This window comes from Piscinibacter gummiphilus, from assembly GCF_002116905.1.
GTDB lineage: Bacteria > Pseudomonadota > Gammaproteobacteria > Burkholderiales > Burkholderiaceae_C > Rhizobacter > Rhizobacter gummiphilus.
The window spans coordinates 5,083,206-5,099,425 of record NZ_CP015118.1; the positions used below are offsets into that span (position 1 = coordinate 5,083,206).

Consider the following 16,220-nt stretch of genomic DNA (forward strand, 5'->3'; position numbering starts at 1 on the left):
ATGCTGGTGGCCGGGGCCGACCGCCCTCAGGCCAGCAACCTCACCTTCGAGATCGCCAGCGACGCCGCCGCATTGCGCGTCTCCACCCCGAGCTTCTCGAACACGTGCTCGAGGTGCTTCTTCACCGTGGCCGGGCTGCTGCCGAGGATGTCGCCGATGTCCCGGTTGGTCTTGCCCTTGGCCACCCAGTACAGCACCTCGGCCTCCTTCATCGTCAGCTTGAAGGTCTGCTGCAGCGACTGCACGACGGCCGCGTCGGAGACCTCGCGCATCACCACCAGCCAGTCGTCGTCCGCGGTGCGCTGCTGCAGCGACAGCACGAGCTGGCGTTCGTCGTGCGCCACCGTCAGCGGCCGCGGTTCGCCGGCGGTCTGCGAACGCAGCCACTCCAGCACCTCCGGCGGCACCTGCCCCACCGGGGCCTCGAAGTAGCGCAGCATCAGGTCGCGCGCGAGCGGGGTCTGCCACACCGCCTTGCCCACCGTCAGCGCGTCGTCCGCATGGATGGCCATGGTCGCGTGCCCGAACGCGTCGAGCGCGTTGCGGGCCTGGCGTGCCTGGCGGGCACTCTGCAGGTGCACCGTCATGCGGGCCAGCACCTCCATCGGCCGGATGGGTTTGGTGACGTAGTCGACCCCACCCGCGCCGTAGGCGGCCACCACGTGTTCGGTTTCGGTGAGGCCCGTCATGAAGATGACCGGGATGTGGGCCGTCTCCGAATGCGCCTTCAGCCGGCGCGCCACCTCGAAGCCGTCCATGCCCGGCATCATCGCGTCGAGCAGCACGATGTCGGGCAGGGCCTGCGCGGCGCGCTGCAGCGCCTGTTCGCCGTTGGTGGCCACGAGCACGGTGTAGCCGGCCTCGTCCAGCGCGTCGTGCAGCACCGACAGGTTGTCGGGCATGTCGTCGACGACCAGCACGAGGTCGGAGGTGCTGCGGTCAGGAAGCTTGCCGGTCATGGATCGACTTCGTCAGGATGGCGGTCAGGGCGTCGAGCTGGAAGTTGCGGGCGAGGCCGCGCAGGTGTGCGACGAAACTGCCGTGGGCGGCATTTTCGCCTTCGATCTCGTCGAGCTTGCGCTGGATGCCGCGCAGGTAGCCCAGCGCGACCAGTTCCTGCAAGCCCTGCAGCTGGGCGAGCGACGGCAGCACCCAGTGCGGCATCACGGCCGGCGCCGGCTGTTCGGTGGCGGACTCGATCCAGTCGAGGCCCAGGCGCGCGCCCAGCCAGTCGAGCAGCTCGTTCACGCGCACGGGCTTGAGCACGAAGTCCTCCGGCCGCACGCCCACGTCGTTGTCGAGTTCCTTGTCGAAGGCGTTGCCGGACACGATGGCCACCGGCGCGTCGGTGAGGCGCTGGGCCCGCATCGCGCGGATGGTGGCCCAGCCGTCGATGCCGGGCATGGCCAGGTCCATCAGCACCGCGTCGGGCCGGAAGGCGGAAACGATCTCCAGGCACTGGTGGCCCGAGGCGGCCTGCAGCAGCTCGAAGCCGAGGGGCTCCAGCACGCTCGCGAGCAGCGCGCGGTCGACCTCCTCGTTGTCGACGACGAGGATGCGCCGGCGCGGGCCGCGGTAGCCCACACGGGCCGCCCGGGTCACCTCCTGCGCCACGGCCACGCCGCGTGCACCGGGCAGGAACAGGCGGATGCGGAACAGCGTGCCCTCGCCCACGGTGCTCGACACCGACATCTCGCCCCCCATCAGGTCGGTCAGCATCTTGCTGATCGTGAGGCCGAGTCCCGTGCCGCTGCCCGTGGTCTCGGTGCCGCGCGCGAACGGCTCGAAGATGTGCTCCAGCTGGTCGGCCGGAATGCCGGGGCCCGTGTCCTCGACCTCGAACACCGCCATCTCGCGCACGTAGCGCACGCGGAACGTCACCCGCCCGGTGTGGGTGAACTTGACGGCGTTGCCGAGCACGTTGATCAGGATCTGGCGCAGGCGCTTCTCGTCGCAGCGCACCACCTCGGGCAGCGTGTCGGCGATGTCGTGGCTGAACGCGATGCCCTTGTCGGCCGCCTGCAGCTCGAAGAGCCGCACGATCTGCTGCACGCCGTCGCGGAACCGCATGGGCTTCGATTCGAGCCTCAGCTTGCCGCCCTCGATGCGGGCGATGTCGAGCGTGCCCTCGATCAGCGACAGCAGGTGGTCGCCACCGCGGCGGATCACGCTGACGGCCTGCTTACGGTTGGCCGGGATGGCCGCGTCCTGCTCCAGCAGCTGGGCGTAGCCGAGGATGCTGTTGAGCGGCGTGCGCAGCTCGTGGCTCACCGTGGTGATGTACCGGCTCTTCGCCTGGTTCGCGAGTTCGGCCTGCCGCTTGGCCTGCTGCAGCTGCTCGTCGGTGCGGCGGTGCGAGTCGATCTCGCGGCGCAGCGCCAGCGTCTGCTCGTGCGCCGCCTGCGTCTGCCGGTTCGATTCCTCCTGTGCCACCTGCCGGCTCTTGTGCGTCAGCACCAGCCACCACGCCACGATGCCGCTCACGAGCAGCAGCGCCGCGAAGGCCTTGACGAACCCGATGCGCAGCGACGGCGCGAGCGATGCGGCCTGCTCGCCCAACGCCCGCAGTTCCTGCTGGTACAACAGCCCGAACAGGCCCGCGAGCACCGGCACCACCACCGCCATCAGCAACAGGTAGTGGCCGAGGCCGGTCTCGAGGAACGGCCACGTGCGACGCGGCAGCACCGCGTGCAGCAGGCGGGTCCACTGCGCCGACAGGCGGGCGTCGGGCTTGCACAGGTCGTTGCATCGCGCGTCGAGCGAACAGCACAGCGAACAGATCTGGCCCAGGTACGCGGGGCAGTGGGCGAGGTCGTCGACCTCGTACTCGCGCTCGCACACCACACACTGGCGCAGCCCGGTGAACAGGCCCCGGGGCTGCGGGGCACGGGCGATGTAGTAACGGCCGCGCGTGGCCCACGCGATCAGCGGCGCGGTGACGAACGCGGTGACGAGCGCGATGAGCGCCGAGAACGCCTGCGCCAGCGGCCCGAAGAAACCGAGGTGGGCCGCCACCGACAGCACCGACGCCGCGCCCATCGCGCCCACGCCCACCGGGTTCACGTCGAACAGGTGGGCCCGCTTGAACTCGATGCCCTTCGGCGACAGGCCCAGCGGCTTGTTGATCACGAGGTCGGCCACCACGGCCATGATCCACGAGATGGCGACGTTGGCGTACAGGCCCAGCACGCCGCCGATGGCGCGGAACACGTCGAGTTCCATCAGCATCAGCGCGATCAGCGTGTTGAACACCACCCACACCACGCGCCCCGGGTGGCTGTGCGTGAGCCGCGCGAAGAAGTTGGACCAGGCCAGCGACCCGGCGTACGCGTTCGTCACGTTGATCTTCAGCTGCGACACCACGACGAACAGGGCGGTGGCCGCGATGGCCCAGCCCGTGTACGGGAACACGTACTCGTACGCGGCGAGGTACATCTGGTTCGGGTCGACCGCGCGGTCGGCGGGCACCATGTGGCTGATGGCGAGGTACGCGAGCAGCGCGCCGCCCAGCATCTTCAGCACGCCCAGCACCACCCAGCCCGGGCCGCCCACGAACACGCCGAGCCACCACCGCTTGCGGTTGGCCGCGGTGCGCTCCGGCATGAAGCGCAGGTAGTCGGCCTGCTCGCCCATCTGCGTGATGAGGGCGATGCCCACGGTCATCGCCGCGCCGAAGAGGTACACGTTGAACTGCGAGCCCTGTCCGCCGTCGCCGCCGTAGTTCACGAGGCCCTTGAGCACGTCCGGGTTGTTGCGGAACACGTAGACGTACGGGACCACCAGCAGCACCAGCCACAGCGGCTGGGTCCACACCTGCAGCCGGCTGATGGCGGTGACACCGTGGGTCACGAGCGGGATCACCACCAGCGCGCAGATCAGGTAGCCCCACGCGGGCGGGATGTCGAACGCGAGCTCGAGCGCGTAGGCCATGATGGCCGCCTCGAGCGCGAAGAAGATGAACGTGAACGTCGCATAGATCAGCGACGTGATGGTGGACCCGATGTAGCCGAAGCCGGCGCCGCGGGTCAGCAGGTCCATGTCGAGGCCGTAGCGGGCGGCGTACACGCTGATGGGCAGGCCGGCCAGGAAGATGATCAGGCCGGTGGCGAGGATGGCCCAGAACGCGTTGACGAAGCCGTACTCGACGAGCAGCGTGGCGCCCACGGCCTCCAGCACGAGGAACGACGCGGCGCCGAACGCGGTGTTGGCCACCCGCAGCTCCGACCACTTGCGGAAGCTGCGCGGCGTGAAGCGCAGCGCGTAGTCTTCCATGGTTTCGCGGGCGACCCACTCGTTGTAGTCGCGCCGCACCTTGACGACCCGCTGGACGGCATCTCCCGCCGCCTCGTCGGTGGACGGCAGCACGGCCGGGCCGAGCGGGGGCATGGTGGAACGCTTCATGCTCGCATTATCCCGTCCCGCCTTAAGATACCGGCCACCGAACCCAGCCCCCCATCCCCATGGAACTCACCCCGCGCGAGAAGGACAAGCTCCTGATCTTCACCGCGTCGCTGCTCGCCGAGCGCCGCAAGGCCCGCGGCCTGAAGCTCAACTACCCCGAGGCCGTGGCGCTGATCACGGCCACCATCATGGAAGGCGCCCGCGACGGCAAGACCGTGGCCGCGCTGATGAGCGAGGGCAAGACCGTGCTCACCCGCGCCGACGTGATGGACGGGGTGCCCGAAATGATCCCCGACATCCAGGTGGAAGCCACCTTCCCCGACGGCACCAAACTGGTGACCGTGCACCAGCCGATCGCCTGATCCGACCCTCTTTCCCCAGGAGCTCCCCATGACCCGCCCCTCCACCGCCCGGCTCGTGGCCCTCGCCGCCTGCGCCGCCCCGCTGCTGGCCGCCGCCCACACCGGCGGCGCCCCGCATGACCACGGCACCTCGGCCTTCGTCGCCGGCTTCACCCACCCGTTCACCGGGCTCGACCACCTCGCGGCCATGGTGGCCCTGGGCGTCTGGAGCGCGATGACCACCCGCCGCGTCTGGCTGGCACCGGCCGCGTTCGCCGGCACGCTGCTGGTCGGCGCGCTGCTGGGCCTGGCCGGCCTCCAGCTGCCGGCGGTCGAACCGATGATCGCCGCGTCGCTGCTCGTGCTGGGCCTGCTGGTCGCCACCGGCCGGCAACTGCCCGCCGCGGCCGGCGCCGCGCTGGCCGCCGTCTTCGCGCTGTTCCACGGCGCGGCCCACGGCAACGAACTCGCAGGTCCCGGTGCCGCCGCCGCGCTCGCCGGCATGGTGCTCGCCACCGCGCTGCTGCACGGCGCCGGCATCGGCCTGGGCCTCGCGCTGAAAAACGCGAACCGCTGGCTGCCCCGCGTCGCCGGTGCCGCGGTCGCCGTGTTCGGCATCGCGCTGCTCGCCCCCCTCGCCTGAGGCGCTGCCATGATCCCCGGCGAACTGCTCACCGACGGCCCGGACCACCCGATCAACACGGGCCGGCGCACGCTCACCCTCGTCATCGAGAACTCCGGCGACCGCCCCGTGCAGGTCGGTTCGCACTACCACTTCGCCGAGACCAACCCGGCGCTGGTGTTCGACCGCGACGCCGCGCGCGGCATGCGGCTGAACATCGCCTCGGGCACCGCGGTGCGCTTCGAGCCGGGCCAGCAGCGCACGGTCGAACTCGTGGACTTCGCCGGCGACCGCCGCGTGTTCGGCTTCCGCGCGGCCGTCCAAGGCCCGCTCTGATTACTGACGACCCATGGCAACCATCAACCGACGCGCGTATGCCGAGATGTTCGGCCCCACCACCGGTGACCGGCTGCGGCTGGCCGACACCGGGCTGATCGTGGAGGTCGAGAAGGACTACACCCTGCTCGCCGGCAGCTACGGCGAGGAAGTGAAGTTCGGCGGCGGCAAGACCATCCGGGACGGCATGGGCCAGAGCCAGCGGCTCGCGGCCGAGGTGGCCGACACCGTGATCACGAACGCGCTGATCATCGACCACTGGGGCATCGTGAAGGCCGACATCGGCCTGAAGAACGGCCTGATCACCGGCATCGGCAAGGCGGGCAACCCCGACGTGCAGCCGGGTGTGGACATCGTGATCGGCCCGGGCACCGAGATCATCGCGGGCGAAGGCAACATCGTCACGGCCGGCGGCATCGACTCGCACATCCACTACATCTGCCCGCAGCAGATCGAGGAGGCGCTGATGAGCGGCGTCACCACGATGCTGGGCGGCGGCACCGGGCCGGCCACCGGCACCTTCGCCACCACCTGCACGCCGGGCCCGTGGCACATCCACTCGATGCTCAAGGCCGCCGAGAGCTTCCCGATGAACCTCGGCTTCCAGGGCAAGGGCAACGCGAGCCAGACGCGCCCGCTCGAGGAGCAGATCGAGGCCGGCGCCTACGGCCTGAAGCTGCACGAGGACTGGGGCACCACGCCGTCGGCCATCGACACGTGCCTGACCGTCGCGGACAAGCACGACGTGCAGGTCACCATCCACACCGACACGCTGAACGAATCGGGCTTCCTGGAGAGCACCATCGACGCGTTCAAGGGCCGCACCATCGCCACCTTCCACACCGAAGGTGCGGGCGGCGGGCACGCGCCGGACATCATCCGCGCGGCCGGCCTGTCGAACGTGCTGCCGTCGTCCACGAACCCGACGATGCCGTACACCGTCAACACGGTGGACGAGCACCTCGACATGCTGATGGTGTGCCACCACCTCGACCCGGCCATCGCGGAAGACCTGGCCTTCGCCGAGAGCCGCATCCGCCGCGAGACCATCGCGGCCGAGGACATCCTGCACGACATGGGCGTGTTCTCGATGATGTCGTCCGACAGCCAGGCCATGGGCCGCGTGGGCGAGGTCATCATCCGCACGTGGCAGACCGCCCACAAGATGAAGGCGCAGCGCGGCAGCCTGTCGGAGGACAACGCTCGACACGACAACTTCCGCGTGAAGCGCTACGTGGCGAAGTACACGATCAACCCGGCCGTGACGCAGGGCATCGCCCACATCGTGGGGTCGGTGGAGGTGGGCAAGTTCGCCGACCTCGTGGTGTGGAAGCCCGCGCTGTTCGGCGTGAAGCCGTCGCTGATCCTCAAGGGCGGCATGATCGCGGCCGCCGCGATGGGCGATCCGAACGCGTCCATCCCCACGCCGCAGCCCGTGCACTACCGGCCCATGTTCGGCGCCTACGGCTCGGCCATGGACAACACCTGCCTCACGTTCGTGTCGCAGGCGTCGGTGGACCTGGGTGTGCCGGAAAAGCTGGGGTTGAAGCGCCGCGTGGAGCCGGTGCGCAACACGCGCAAGATCAGCAAGGCCGACATGGTCCACAACGGCTTCACCCCGAACATCGAGGTGGACCCGCAGACCTACGAGGTGCGGGCCGACGGCGTGCTGCTCACGTGCGAGCCAGCCACCGAACTGCCGATGGCGCAGCGCTACTTCCTGTTCTGACCGCGAAGGGGCCGCTCACGCGGCCCCGGCCGGAACTCAGACGCAGGTGACCTGGATGGCCGTGGCCGTGCCGGACGTGTAGGTGCCGGTGCCCTTGGTCACCGTGCAGGTCTGCCCGATCGGCTGGGCCTTGACCGTGACGTTGTAGGTGGTGCCCGACGCCACCGTGCCCGCGAACGACCAGGCGCCGTCCTTCGGCACGATCAGCTCGGTGGTGCCATTGTTCAGCAGCGTGAGGTTCAGGCCGCTGGCCAGGCCGGTCACCGTGCCGGAGATGGACGAAGTGGCCGTGCAGGTGACCACCACCGAGGTGATGCTGGTCGACGAGGACTCCGACACCGTGCCCGAACCGCTGGTGACCGTGCAGGTGGCCCCCACCGGCTGGGTCAGCACCGTGACCGAGTAGGACTCGCCGTCGCCGATGGCATCGGCGAACGTGAACGAACCGTCGGCGGTGAGCGTCAGGTTGTCGGTGCCGTTGTTCTGCAGCGTGACCGAGGACCCCGAGGGCAGGCCGCTCAGCGTGCCGCCGATGTCGACGGAACCGAGGCAGGCCGTGAGCGCGGCGGCGAGAAGCACGGCGAGCGGGCGGCGGAAGGTCATGGTGGAGTCCCCTGAATGTTGTACCGAGATTAAACCTCAAAACCCCCGCCGGCATCGGGGCCGGCGGGGCGTCGTGGCATTTGGCACGGACCGTGCGTCGGGGGCGTGTCCCGCGGGCAAAGTCCGGTGAACCCGCCGTCACGGGACGGACACACGCCGGCGATGTCACACTCACGCCTGGATCCAACCCCATCCGCTCCACCATGCTGACCGTCAACAAGCTCATCTCCCGCGGCCAGGGCCTGGCCAAGGCCCTCGTGAACCGCGCGCCCACCGTCTCCCTCGACTGGGACACGCGCCAGAAAAGCCGCTTCGACGCGACCGACTCCGACGGCCGCACGCTGGGCGTGTTCCTGCCCCGTGGCACCGTGGTGCGCGGCGGCGACGTGCTGGTGGCCGAGGACGGTACCCTCGTGAAGGTGAACGCCACGCCGCAGCCGGTGCTGGTCGTGCGCACGTGCCCCGAACACGGCGCCCCGGTGGACCTGGTGCGTGCCGCGTACCACCTGGGCAACCGCCACATCCAGCTGGAAGTGACGCCGGACCACCTGCACCTCGAACCCGACCATGTCCTCGCGGACATGCTGCGGCAGATGCACCTGATCGTCACCGAGGAGACCGCGCCGTTCGAACCGGAAGGCGGGGCGTACGCGGCCGGGGGGCACGGGTCCCACGGCCATGGACACGGGCATGGCGCCCATGACCACGGACATGATCACGGGCACGACCACGGCCATGCCCACGCCCCGGCGCCGGCCCGCAAGGCCATCTCGATCCCGGTGAACGCCGCGCCGGCACCGCACGTGCACGGCCCGGGCTGCAACCACGGACACGATCACGACCACGGCCACGGCCACGGGCATTCCCACTGATGGGAGCGCGTTCGCTGCTCCGCGGGATCGCCCGCGCGGTTCGCCGCGCCCGCTTCCGGCTGCAGGGCCGGTCGTTCGCCCACGTCCCGGGCGTGATCGGCGGCCTGCCCAACCTGGGCGGCGACGGCGCGCTGTCGTTCGGCCCCGGGGTCGTGTTCCGCAGCACCCGTTCGCCGGCCCGCCTGCGTTGTGAAACCGGTGCCGAACTGGCGATCGGCGACGACGTGTTCATCAACGACGCCGTCACCATCGTGGCCGCCCGCCGCGTCACGGTCGGGGCCCACACGAAGATCGGCGACGGGGCGATGGTCTACGACACGGACTTCCATCCGGTGAGTCCCGACCTGCCGACGCGTGTCGCCCCCGTGTCGATCGGCCGCAACGTGTGGATCGGTGCGCGCGCGATGGTGCTGGCCGGCGCCGAGGTCGGCGACCACGCGGTGATCGCCGCGGGCGCCGTCGTGCGCGGCCGCGTGCCGCCCCGTTCGGTGGTGGCCGGCTCGCCCGCCAAGGTGGTCCGCACCTTCGAGTGCGCCGACGACTGGGTGCGGCCATGAGTCCCGTCCGGCCGTCCGAAGGGGCTCGCACCGCAGTGCGAAGCACGGAGGTTACCCGGTGAGGCATCGCGACACCGCACCATTGCCCGCGCCCTCGCTGCTGAAGCTGATGTGGCTCGCCTCACCGGCCCTGCCGGTGGGCGGGTTCAGCTACTCCGAAGGGCTGGAAGCCGCCGTCGAGGCCGGGCTCGTCACCGACGACACCACGGCATCGGCCTGGCTCGTCGACCAGTTGCACCTCGCCCTGGTCCGCTGCGACCTTGCCGTGGCCGCGAAGGCGTTCGGCGCCTGGCGGCGTGGCGACCTCGACACGGTCGCTGAGCTGAACGACTGGGTGGCCCGCACGCGGGAGACCCACGAGATGCGGCTGCAGACCGAGCAGATGGGCCGGTCGCTGGCCGTGTGGCTCACCCACGAGGACGCCGACGACCACGCGGCCGCGCTGACCGCGCTGGCGCCGGCGCCCACGTGGCCGGTGGCCTTCGCGCTCGCGGCCTCGCGCACCGGCGCGCCCGTGCGCGACGCGATGGTCAGCTTCACGTTCGGCTGGGCCGAGAACATGGTCCAGGCCGCCCTGAAGGCCGTGCCGCTGGGCCAGGTCGCCGGCCAGCGGCTGCTGTCGGCCCTGGTCGACGCGATCCCCGGGGCGGTCGATGCGGCCATCGCGCTGCCTGGCAGCGAACGCCAGGCGTTCACGCCGATGCTGGCGATCCTGTCGGCACGGCACGAGGTGCAGTACTCGCGGCTGTTCCGGTCCTGACGGGGCGACCGGTAAGACGTACGGGTAAACCCAGGCCGGCGGCCGGCCGCCGCCGGGATTTCAGACCGATTTCCCCCCCGCAGAAGCCGGTAAACGGCAGGTGAACCCGCTGGCACGGTCGCTGCATTGCAGCAACGCCCTTTTGCCAGCGGACTGCCTTGTCGACCCCCACCGTGCCCCTTCCCTCCGCGTTCGCGAACGTCGCCGCCAAGGCCCGGAAGATCGGGAAGGCCTTCGCGTCGAACGCGGCCGGGACCGTGCTCGGCCAGCTGGTGCAGCTGGTCGCCATCCCGCTGCAGCTGCATCACCTCGGCGCCGCACAGTTCGGGCTGCTCGTGCTGTTCAACTCGCTGGTCGCGGCGGGCTCGCTGACCGACGGCGGCATCGGCCCCACGGTGCTGCGCTTCGTCGCCCGCGCCCACCACCTGCCCCGCGCGCTCGAGCACGTGGTCGCGTCGAGCTTCACCGTCATCCTGATGATCTCGGTGGCCGTGGCCGCCCTCGCGGTGGGCGGCACCTGGGCGTGGGTCGAATGGCACGGCACCGGCCCCGTGGCGGGCACGGTGGACCCGCTGCTGCTGTCGGCGCTGCTGGCCGCGGCGGTGGCGTCGTCGATGATCTCGTGGCTCGGCCTGAACACCCTGCGCGGTCTGCGGCACTACGGCGTGTTCGCGATGTGCGAAAGCATCCAGCGCGTGGTGCTGCCCCTCGTCTGCACGGGCATCGCCATCGTCACCCACGACGTGGGCGCGGTGCTGATCGCCCTGTGCGCATGGACGGCCGTCTCCGCCGTCGTCACCCTCGCGATCGCGGTGCGCCGCGCGCGGATCCGCCTGCACGTCACCACGAACCTGCGCTACTTCCGCCGGCACATGTTCGCCTTCAGCCGCTGGGTCTGGGCCCAGTCGATCTTCTCGTACGCCGGCACGCAGGCCGACCGCCTGATCGTCGCGGGCGCCATGAGCCTGTCGGCGCTCGGCATCTACGCCGTCGCGCTGAGCGCGGCCAACGCGCTCAGCGCCGCGCTCACCGCCGGCGCGGCCTTCCTGATGCCCGAGGCCGCGAGCCGCCTGAGCGACCGCGCCTGGCTCGCGAAGGCCTTCATGCGCTACACGCTGCTGTTCTCGGCCGTGTCCGCGGGCATCGTCGTGGCCTTCACCCCCGTCGCGCACCTGGCCCTCGACCTCTGGGTGGGCGCGCCGGTGGCCGTGCAGGTGCTGCCGATCCTGCTGCCGCTGCTGTGGACCATCAGCAACGCCGTGGCCAGCACCCCGAGCGGCCACATCCTGAACGCGATGGGCCACTCCAAGTACGTCGCCGTGACCGCCGCGGGCGCGAACACCTTCGTGCTGGCCGCGATGCTCGCGGGCGGCACCCTGTACGGCCTGTGGGGCGTGGTGGGCGCGAAGCTCTGCGCGATGCCCATCGGCTTCGCCATCCGCGCCTACACCGCGCGCCGCATCTTCGGCCTGCCGCACCCCGTGCTCGTCGCACTGAAGATGGTGTGGCCCACGCTGCTCGGCGCGCTCGTGATCCTTCCCCTCTCCTGGCAACTGCTGATCGGACACTGACACCATGGGCTACGGCATCAAGTCCCACCTCCGCGGACACCGCCTCTACAGCTACCTGCGCGGCCGCGACGACTACGCGGCGGCCCTCGACGCGAACAAGCCGCTGCTGCGCTACATCGGCTGGCTCGGGCACAACAACGTGGGCGACGAGGCGCTGTACGCCGCGTTCAAGAGCCCGCTGTTCCCGAACTGCCTCGTCACGCCCTTCTACGACCTGTCGGCACTGTCGCTGCTGTCGTCGTTCAAGCCGCACAAGCTCGTGGTGCTCGGCGGCGGCACGCTGATCAACGACGTGAGCTACCTCGAACCCCTGGAGCGCTCGCAGCGCCGCGGCAGCCGCACCTTCGTGTTCGGCACCGGCGTGGGCGACCTCGACTACTGGGCCAAGCACCCCGGCGCCTCCGAGCGTGGCCACTCCGCCCGCTGGCTGGCCGCGCTCGCGAAGGCCGACTACGTGGGCGTGCGCGGCCCGCGGTCGCTCAAGTGGCTGCACGACAACGGCATCGAGAAGGCCGAGATCCTCGGCGACCCGGCGCTGTGCCTCACGCGGCCCCGCCCCGCGGCCACCACCGACGACCGCGTGCTCGGCGTGAACCTCGGCAGCCACGACCCGCCGGAGGGTGGCATCGACCGCCCGTACGAGGCGCTCAAGACCCTCGTGCGCCACGCGCTCGACGAGGGCCAGCAGGTGCGCTTCATCTCGCTCCACGACATCGACGCCGAGATCGGCGCGAAGATGGTCGCCGAGGTGAACCACCCGCGCTTCGCGTGCGCGCCCTTCGACGGCGACGTGAACCGTGCGCTCGACCAGATCGGCGCCTGCCACCTCGCGGTGGGACAGCGCCTGCACTTCACGGTGCTCGCCTGCGCGCTCGGCGTGCCGAACCTCTCGCTGAGCTACCAGCCGAAGTGCCTCGACTTCCTCGAATCCATCGCCCGCGCCGACCTCGCCGTGGCCACCGACCAGGTGACGCCGCAGCTGCTGGTCGAGCGCTTCGAATGGCTGCGCCAGCAGGCCGTGCCGCTCGCCGCGCACATCGATGCGGCCTGCGACGAACTGCGTGCCTTCCAGCGCCGGCGAGCCACCGAGGTGGTGGCCCGCCTCACCGCCTGATCTTCCCGGAGGCCCCATGGAAAAGATCCACCAACTCGACGGACTGCGCGGCTGGATGTCGCTGTGGGTCTGGTTCGCCCATGGCCTCACGCTCGCGTCGCTCGACCTGCACAAGGACGCCGGCATCGGCCGGCTGCTCGCCAACGGCGGCACGCCGGTGGCCGTGTTCATCCTGCTCAGCGGCTTCGTCTGCGCGTTGATGCTCACGCGCGACGACAGCACCGGCTACCGCGGCTGGCTCACGCGCCGGTTCTTCCGGCTGTTCCCGGTCTACCTGCTCGCGCTGGCCCTCAGCGTGATGGCGCTCGACCTCTCCATCTCGGCGCTGACCGACAACCCGTGGCCGAGCCCGCGCACCGAGGACCGCATCGACTACCTGCTGGCCTCGCGCGAGAACTTCTGGCCCCACCTGCTGCTGCACGTCGGCCTGCTGCACGGTCTCGTTCCCGAGAGCATGCTGCCCTACACGTCGCTCGCGTTCATGGGGCAGGCCTGGAGCCTGTCCCTCGAATGGCAGTTCTACCTCGTGGTGCCCTTCCTGATCGGCTGGATCACCCGGCCGCGTTCGCTGGTGGTGGTGCCGGCCGTCACCGTCGCGGCACTGCTGCTGCTCGCGCGCCTCACCCCGCAGGACTCCTTCCTCGGATCGCACCTGTACCTCTTCGCCATCGGGGCATACACGCTGGCGCGCATGAAGGCCTGGCGCGCAGGCCAGTTCTCCACGCGGGAATGGGTCGTGGCCATGGCCATCGACACCGTGCTCGTGCTCGGTCTGGCCGGCGGCACGAAGGGCCTCGGCATGCTGATCTGGGCCGCCACCGTGTTCGCGATGCTGAACGTCGGCGGCGACCACGCCGCGTGGCGCGCCGTCAACGGATTCCTGAACCACCGGGTGTCGCAGTTCCTCGCACGGGTCTCGTACAGCGTCTACTGCCTGCACATGGTGGTGCTGCTGTCGTTCAGCTGGCTGCTGATCCACGTCGTCGGCTTCGAGGCGCGGTGGCAGTACGCCACGGCCCTGATCGTCACGGCCCTGCCGGCCACGTTGCTCGTCGCATGGGCCGTGACCTCGCGCCTCGAGGAGCCGATGATCGCCCTCGGCCGCCGCCTCGCGAGCGGCACGCGAACGGTTCGGCCGGTGGTCGCCGCCACGCGCTGACCCCGGTCCGCATGGCCCGAGTTTTGCTGCTGCATCGCAACAAAACCGACAGCACGCCCGGGTCCGCCTGAATTTGCAAACCCGGCGCGCCGCCGGGAATTTTTTACCGGCAGTCTTGCGCCGAAGCCACCGCGACCCGCGGGGGTTCGCGGCCCGTCAGACAACAACCCGATCCACGGTATGGCCCGTCCCGCGATCCTCTTCATCACCTACATCTCGCCCCTCCAGAAATGGGGATCGGCCCAGCGCTCACGGCTGCTGATCGAGGCCCTCGCCCGCCACGGTACGGTGGAGGTGCTCGCGCTGAGCTTCGGCGCGTCGGAAGCCGACCATGGCAAGGTGTCGGAGGACCGCCTCGGCCAAACGCGCGTGATCGACCTGCAGGTCCACAGCCGCGGCCTTGCCCGCGCACCGCGCTTCGACATCGTCTCGCACGAGCTCACGCGCGAAGTGCGCAAGCTCGTCGACCTCGACCGCTACGACCTCATCCTGAGCCGCTACGTGCGTCCGGCGATGAAACTCGCGCTCCCCGCCCACGTGCCGGTGATCGTCGATTTCGACGACGCGCTGTACGAGCCGCCCTGGGCCGCGCTGACCGGACCCAAGCAATGGGTCGGTGCGCTGCTGCGCCTGTTCAACGACCGCGTGATCGCCCGCGCGCGCCTGCACACCGCGCCGCACCGGCACCGCCACTACTTCTTCTGCCGCCACGTCGAACGCAAGGCCTTCCCGTCGCTGCAGGGATCGGTGCTGCCCAACCTGCCGCCGCGCCCGTCCCGCCAGGGCCTGCCCGACTACCGGCAGCCGGCCACGCCCGCGCTGATGTTCATCGGCCTGCTCGACTACATGCCCAACGAGGACGCGGTCGACTGGTTCCTCGGCCACGTGTGGGGCCGCGTGCGTGCCGCGGTGCCCGCCGCGCGCTTCCTGCTCGCCGGCACCGCATCCGACGACCGGCGCGCGCGCTGGTCGCAGGTCGAGGGGGTCGACGTGCTCGGTTTCGTCGACGACCTCGCCGCCACCTACGCCCGCGCGTCCGCCAGCGTGGTGCCCATGCGCTCGGGTGCCGGCACCAACGTCAAGGCACTCGAGCCGCTGCTGTACGGCAGGCCCGTGGTCGCCACGCCGCTCGTGCTCAGCGGCTACCAGGGCGTGGTCGAACTGGGTGACGTGATCCCCACCGCCGACGACGCCGAGACCTTCGCGGCCCATTGCATCGCGGTGCTGAAGGACCCCGCCCACGCGGAGGACCTCGCCCGCCGCGGCCACGCGCGCATCGACGCGCAGCTCGACTTCCCGATGTTCGCGTCCATCGTCGACCACGCCGTGGACCAGGCGCTCGCGCCGCGCAACGCCGGCCGCTCCACTCCGGTGGCCGACCGGGCGGCCTGAAGGAACGACACGCCATGAACCGCCTGCTGACGCTCCTCCTCGCCGCGTGCCTGGGCACCGCCGCGGTCGCCGCGCCGCCGCCCGACACGGCCGCCTCCGGCCCCACACCCTATCCCGGCGACGCGAAGGACTGGCCCGGCCAGGGCGCCATCCGTGTGTTCGGCTGGATGACCGACAACCGCAAGGCGTTCTGGACCGAACGGGAGCGCAAGCAGGGCGCCGTGGTGTTCGCCGGCGACTCGCTGATCGGCGGCTGGCGCACCATGGCGAAGGACTTCCCCGACCTGAACGTCGCCAACCGCGGCATCGGCGGCGAACCCACCCGCGGCCTGCTCTTCCGCTTCCAGGAGGACGTGCTCGACCTGCACCCGAAGGCCATCGTGCTGCTGAGCGGCAGCAACGACCTGAGCGCCCAGCAGGACCCGAAGCAGAGCCGCGCGAACCTCGCCGCGATGCTCGACCAGGCCGCCAAGGCCGCGCCGGGCGTGCCCATCGTGCTGTGCACGGTGCCGCCGCGGCAGGACCCGAAGGCGCCGGTGGACCCGGCCAGGGTGCGCGAACTCAACCGGCAGATCGCCTCGCTGGCCGAGGGCCGCAAGAACGTCGTGGTGCTCGACCTGCACGCGCTGCTCGCCGGCCCCGACGGCAACCCGGTGCCCGAACTGTTCGGCGCCGACCGCCTGCACATCTCCGCCGCCGGCTTCGAGCGCTTCCGCGACGCGCTGGCCCCGGTGCTCAAGCAACTGAACGTCGGCTGACCCAC

Annotated in this window: 15 protein-coding genes; 12 read left to right on the top strand and 3 right to left on the bottom strand. The window is 70.6% G+C overall.

The window, feature by feature from the left end:
• Positions 1-26: 26 nt before the first annotated feature.
• Together A4W93_RS23215 and A4W93_RS23220 are read right to left on the bottom strand one after the other, a co-directional pair.
• Complete coding sequence (locus A4W93_RS23215; protein WP_085752869.1) at positions 27-959, bottom strand: response regulator transcription factor; 933 nt, start codon at positions 957-959, stop codon at positions 27-29.
• Positions 940-4,401 (bottom strand): ATP-binding protein, encoded by a 3,462-nt coding sequence (locus A4W93_RS23220; RefSeq protein ID WP_099959969.1) that lies wholly within the window; start codon positions 4,399-4,401, stop codon positions 940-942. Before A4W93_RS23220 ends, A4W93_RS23215 begins: the two co-directional genes overlap by 20 nt.
• Before the next feature lie 59 nt (positions 4,402-4,460).
• Between A4W93_RS23220 and ureA the strand changes: the two genes are divergently transcribed.
• The 4 genes from ureA to ureC are packed head-to-tail and all read left to right on the top strand — an operon-like array spanning position 4,461 to position 7,429.
• Complete coding sequence (gene ureA / locus A4W93_RS23225; RefSeq protein ID WP_085752870.1) at positions 4,461-4,763, top strand: urease subunit gamma; 303 nt, start codon at positions 4,461-4,463, stop codon at positions 4,761-4,763.
• 28 nt (positions 4,764-4,791) lie between these two features.
• Positions 4,792-5,385: a HupE/UreJ family protein gene (locus tag A4W93_RS23230; protein ID WP_085752871.1), complete on the top strand. Its 594-nt coding sequence runs from the start codon at positions 4,792-4,794 to the stop codon at positions 5,383-5,385.
• 9 nt (positions 5,386-5,394) lie between these two features.
• The gene (locus A4W93_RS23235; protein ID WP_085752872.1) at positions 5,395-5,700 is read left to right on the top strand and encodes an urease subunit beta; all 306 of its coding nucleotides are present in this window, start codon (positions 5,395-5,397) and stop codon (positions 5,698-5,700) included.
• 13 nt (positions 5,701-5,713) lie between these two features.
• A complete protein-coding gene (gene ureC, locus A4W93_RS23240) occupies positions 5,714-7,429 on the top strand; it encodes an urease subunit alpha (protein ID WP_085752873.1) in 1,716 nt (571 codons plus the stop codon).
• Positions 7,430-7,465: 36 nt separating this feature from the next.
• On the opposite strand, the gene A4W93_RS23245 is transcribed toward ureC, so the two are convergent.
• Complete coding sequence (locus A4W93_RS23245) at positions 7,466-8,032, bottom strand: hypothetical protein (RefSeq protein ID WP_085752874.1); 567 nt, start codon at positions 8,030-8,032, stop codon at positions 7,466-7,468.
• Positions 8,033-8,235: 203 nt separating this feature from the next.
• On the opposite strand from A4W93_RS23245, the gene ureE reads away from it, so the two are divergent.
• From ureE to A4W93_RS23285, 8 genes are all read left to right on the top strand, one after another.
• Positions 8,236-8,904, top strand: coding sequence for an urease accessory protein UreE (gene ureE / locus A4W93_RS23250; protein WP_085752875.1), 669 nt, complete (start codon positions 8,236-8,238; stop codon positions 8,902-8,904).
• Entirely contained in the window at positions 8,904-9,461 is a 558-nt protein-coding gene (locus A4W93_RS30740; RefSeq protein ID WP_085752876.1) for an acyltransferase, read from the top strand. The genes ureE and A4W93_RS30740 overlap by 1 nt, the downstream gene beginning before the upstream one ends.
• A 58-nt stretch (positions 9,462-9,519) precedes the next feature.
• Entirely contained in the window at positions 9,520-10,221 is a 702-nt protein-coding gene (locus A4W93_RS23260) for an urease accessory protein UreF (RefSeq protein ID WP_407081692.1), read from the top strand.
• A 173-nt stretch (positions 10,222-10,394) separates the two neighbouring features.
• Entirely contained in the window at positions 10,395-11,792 is a 1,398-nt protein-coding gene (locus A4W93_RS23265) for a lipopolysaccharide biosynthesis protein (RefSeq protein WP_157131758.1), read from the top strand.
• Between the two features lie 4 nt (positions 11,793-11,796).
• Positions 11,797-12,906 (top strand): polysaccharide pyruvyl transferase family protein, encoded by a 1,110-nt coding sequence (locus A4W93_RS23270; protein WP_085752878.1) that lies wholly within the window; start codon positions 11,797-11,799, stop codon positions 12,904-12,906.
• A gap of 16 nt (positions 12,907-12,922) precedes the next feature.
• Positions 12,923-14,065: an acyltransferase family protein gene (locus tag A4W93_RS23275; RefSeq protein WP_157782220.1), complete on the top strand. Its 1,143-nt coding sequence runs from the start codon at positions 12,923-12,925 to the stop codon at positions 14,063-14,065.
• A 180-nt stretch (positions 14,066-14,245) separates the two neighbouring features.
• Positions 14,246-15,457, top strand: coding sequence for a glycosyltransferase family 4 protein (locus tag A4W93_RS23280; protein ID WP_085752880.1), 1,212 nt, complete (start codon positions 14,246-14,248; stop codon positions 15,455-15,457).
• Positions 15,458-15,471: 14 nt separating this feature from the next.
• The gene (locus A4W93_RS23285) at positions 15,472-16,215 is read left to right on the top strand and encodes a GDSL-type esterase/lipase family protein (protein ID WP_085752881.1); all 744 of its coding nucleotides are present in this window, start codon (positions 15,472-15,474) and stop codon (positions 16,213-16,215) included.
• Positions 16,216-16,220 lie beyond the last annotated feature (5 nt).